Here is a 3,346-nt window from a genome sequence, read left to right on the forward strand (position 1 = left end):
GTCGTGGCGATCGCGACCGCGATGCAGGAGTCCACCTTGACCAACCTCGACCACGGCGACCGCGACAGCGTCGGCGTGTTCCAGCAGCGACCGTCCCAAGGCTGGGGCACCCCGGCGCAGATCATGAACCCCACCTACGCCGCCACCCAGTTCTACCAGCACCTGCTCACCGAGCCCGGCTGGCAGCAGATGAGCGTGAACGACGCCGCACAAGCCGTACAACGCTCCGGAAAACCCAACGCCTACGCCCAGCACGAGCAGGCCGCACGGGATGTGCTCGCCGCGGTCCACGGTGCCACCTGCACAACCACCACGAGGGAGGTCGTCGGCACCGGTGACTGCAACGCTATCCAGGCTCCCAATCCTGCCTCGCTGGCCGCCATCAACTATGCCTGCGGGCAAAGAGAATTGCCGTATGTGTGGGGCGGAAACGGGGAGCAGGACGGCGGATTTGACTGCTCCGGGCTCACCACCGCCGCCTACGGCGCAGCCGGAATCACCTTACCCCGCACCGCCCACACCCAGTACCACGCCGGACCGCGCGTCCCCGACGGACAACCGCTGCTGCCCGGTGATCTCGTGTTCTACGGCAACCCCACCACCAAGATCCACCACGTCGGTCTCTACCTTGGTGGAGGTTTGACGATCAACGCCCCGACGTTCGGCCAGCCGGTGCAGATCGAGCCCTACCGGTACCGGGGCGATGACTATGCCGGGGCTACGCGCCCGGCTGGTTCCGTTGCTGCTGTAGGTTCCGCGCAAGAATGACAGTTTCGGGCGTGGATGATAGTGATCTGTTGATCAAGTGTCGTGAAAGAGTCCTCGCCGCTTCGCCACAGTGACCACTTCTGTGGCGTGGTTCCGCCGAGGGCCGCGTGCTTCGGATGTGCCGACGGTGGTTGTCTTGCGGTTGCCGGCTGCGGGGAGTGGCCTACGATCGTGCGGTGTTGGGTGGTTTGCGACCATGGGGAGACGGGTGGGATGCCGAGTACCAGCGTCACCGCCGTGCTGGTGACCGCGATCACTGTCATTGTGGTGGTGATGGTGTTCCAGGTGCGGCGTCTTGCGCGTGGTCAGCTCGGCTCGGTGGAGGACGAATACCGGCCCGACAGCTTGGAGCGCGCGTGCGCCGAGGCGCTGTCGAGGCTGCGTGATCGGGCCGGGGATGCCGGCAACGCGGATCCCGTTGGGGTGGCGTCGGTGGCCGCCGCGATCACTCGCGTGGAGGCGCTGGAGTCGCAGGTAAGTGCGTACCGCTCCATGTGGGAGCGGCGAGTGGAGTGGCTGCGGCGCTGGCCGGTGCTGGGCAGTGTGTGGATCGGCGTGTCCGGGGTTGTCATCGTCGGCGGGCTGGTGTTGTCGCTCGGCCCACCCGGCTGGGACGCCGGTTGACTGCTGGTCATCGCCGGGTTGATGTCAATCGCGGTCTTTGCCGTGGTGGGGCAGCGTTTTATGTCCGACCGGCTCACGGACGACTACCACAGATTCGCCGAGGAGATCGAGCAGATCGCGCGCCTGTAAGGCCAGGAGGTTGAGGGGCACCGCCAGCGCGGCGCTTTCTCAGCGCGATCGCCGCCAGATTGCCTCCACGCGACTGACCATCCCCGCGCAGTTCGGGGGGATCGCCGTCGTAGCGACGGCAGTGCTGCGCTTGCACCGCCATGGCTTCATCATCAACGCCGCGCCGACCACCTCGGCATCAATCAAGCCACCCTCGTCTGGCTTCAGCGACTTGATCCCGACATCGGCGCAGGTTCTCAACCCTAGCGCCCATCGAAAACCCAAACCACCGCGGAAAGAGGCGCCGAACAGGAGTGGTCAACTACCACGGAAGCCCCGCAGGAGGCGGACGTCAAAATGGATCACTTCAAAACGGAAAGGACAGGTGGCGGCTCGTAAATGGTTCACAGTCGAATCGGGTGACTCACCGGGGTTCGCCCCCTCTTTGGCGCCGGCACGACGCTCAGGCGTTCTCATCCATGACGACCTCGCCACGGCGGCCAATTTCATCGATAGCACACAGCGCGTCGTCGGTGAGGTAGAGCGCGCCGATCCGCACCCGCCACTCGCCTGCGTGCGGGCCGCTGTCGCAGTAGCGACGCGCCCCGAGATGTAGCGAAATTTGCTCGGCCACAAGTGTCAGAATGCTTGCAGCATTTTCCGAGTTCACATTCTTCACCTTTCTATCCGCAAAATCAAGAATTGTGGTGTCGTTGAATGTTTTCCACGACACCACAGCCGTGCCCGACGAGACCGTGGAATGGTTGGCCGTCGGTGTCGAGGAGCAGGATGCGTTGGGTGAACAGCGGCGGAGTGGCGGCGTCGAGGGCGATGATGTTGTGGTCGCTGGCGAGCTCGAACAGCGCGTTGGTCACTTCGCGGATCGTGGTGCGGTCCGGATCGGTGCGCGGCGAGAGGCCCTCGACCTGGATCTCCAGCACCCGCTGCTGCGGCAGCACGGTGATCACTGTGTGCACGTGCGCGGGGATGCAGCCGTTCTCACGCAGTTCGGCGATATCCTCGGCCAGTCGTACGGCGGCAGCTTCCAGGGTGAAGCCTGGGCCGATCCCGGCGCGTGCACCTCGCACGACCAGATCATCCACTGTGGACTCTGGGTGTGTGATGGGCGAGATTCCCTCCAGTGCCCCATTGCCGGGCCGCCGCAGTGGCAGCCCGGCAATGTCCGCTTGTGTGGATGACGCGCCGGAGTGCGGTGGGGTGTCAGTTCGTGCGCCGACCGTGCGCCTCGGTCCGCAGTTCGGCCAAGGTGCGTCCGTCGGAGACCCGCTTGAAGACGGTCCACCCGCCTTGGTTCACACCGCCCAATGCCGTTGTGGCGGCGGTCGGTGAGGCGTAGACACGGCCGTCGGCGAGGGCAAGGGCGCCGTCGGCGCGAACCCGAACCAGGTGGCGGACGCCGTGGTGGCAACGGTCCCAGACAAACTCGTCGCCCGGCGCGACCAGGCCGGCCTCGAGGAGCCCGGCCAGCCCGCCGCGAGAGGACATCCCCACCGGAGGTGATACCGCAGAGGAGACCCCGTCGCATCGACCGGCCGCTTCGCCGAGTTCGGCGTGCAGACCCATGACCGCGTTGGCCGTGGGCGCGACGAGTTGCGGCCAGGTGTCGTCGAGCCCGCGCCAGCACCCGACTCGCTGCCACTGGCCGTGGTGTGCCAACACCATCTCGACATCGACCGCGTTGTCGCCCGACGGGTCGGTCGGATTGGTCGGTGGTGTCAGCCGCACGACGAGATCGCCGTCGTACAGGCCGCTCGCGGGCGTCTCGTCCACCCAACTCCCGGCGAACACGTCAACCTCGCCCCGCTGGTCGGGGTCATCGTCACCC

At 66.2% G+C, this 3,346-nt stretch carries 5 protein-coding genes; 2 read left to right on the top strand and 3 right to left on the bottom strand.

The features are described from left to right. Positions 1-768, top strand: a 768-nt coding sequence (locus ACRDU5_RS19975) for a C40 family peptidase (protein ID WP_526616564.1), incomplete at its 5' end; no start/stop codon positions are given. A gap of 213 nt (positions 769-981) precedes the next feature. Beyond that, positions 982-1,392 carry a hypothetical protein gene (locus tag ACRDU5_RS19980; RefSeq protein ID WP_526616565.1) on the top strand — a complete coding sequence of 137 codons (411 nt, stop codon included), beginning with the start codon at positions 982-984 and terminating at the stop codon, positions 1,390-1,392. Between the two features lie 571 nt (positions 1,393-1,963). Here the strand turns inward: ACRDU5_RS19980 and ACRDU5_RS19985 are convergent. The 3 genes from ACRDU5_RS19985 to ACRDU5_RS19995 form a co-directional block, all read right to left on the bottom strand. Further along, the gene (locus tag ACRDU5_RS19985) at positions 1,964-2,179 is read right to left on the bottom strand and encodes a hypothetical protein (protein ID WP_526616567.1); all 216 of its coding nucleotides are present in this window, start codon (positions 2,177-2,179) and stop codon (positions 1,964-1,966) included. 16 nt (positions 2,180-2,195) lie between these two features. Then, positions 2,196-2,588: a hypothetical protein gene (locus tag ACRDU5_RS19990; RefSeq protein ID WP_526616569.1), complete on the bottom strand. Its 393-nt coding sequence runs from the start codon at positions 2,586-2,588 to the stop codon at positions 2,196-2,198. 133 nt (positions 2,589-2,721) lie between these two features. Then, positions 2,722-3,346, bottom strand: a 625-nt coding sequence (locus tag ACRDU5_RS19995; protein WP_526616570.1) for a restriction system modified-DNA reader domain-containing protein, incomplete at its 5' end; no start/stop codon positions are given.

It is taken from the genome of Mycobacterium sp. (assembly GCF_050701515.1).
In the GTDB taxonomy this organism is placed as follows: Bacteria; Actinomycetota; Actinomycetes; order Mycobacteriales; family Mycobacteriaceae; genus Mycobacterium.

What these genes read in the sequence shown, in the direction of transcription:
- ACRDU5_RS19980 (WP_526616565.1), top strand. Translation starts at nt 982, where the DNA reads ATGCCGAGTACCAGCGTCACCGCCGTGCTGGTGACCGCGATCACTGTC.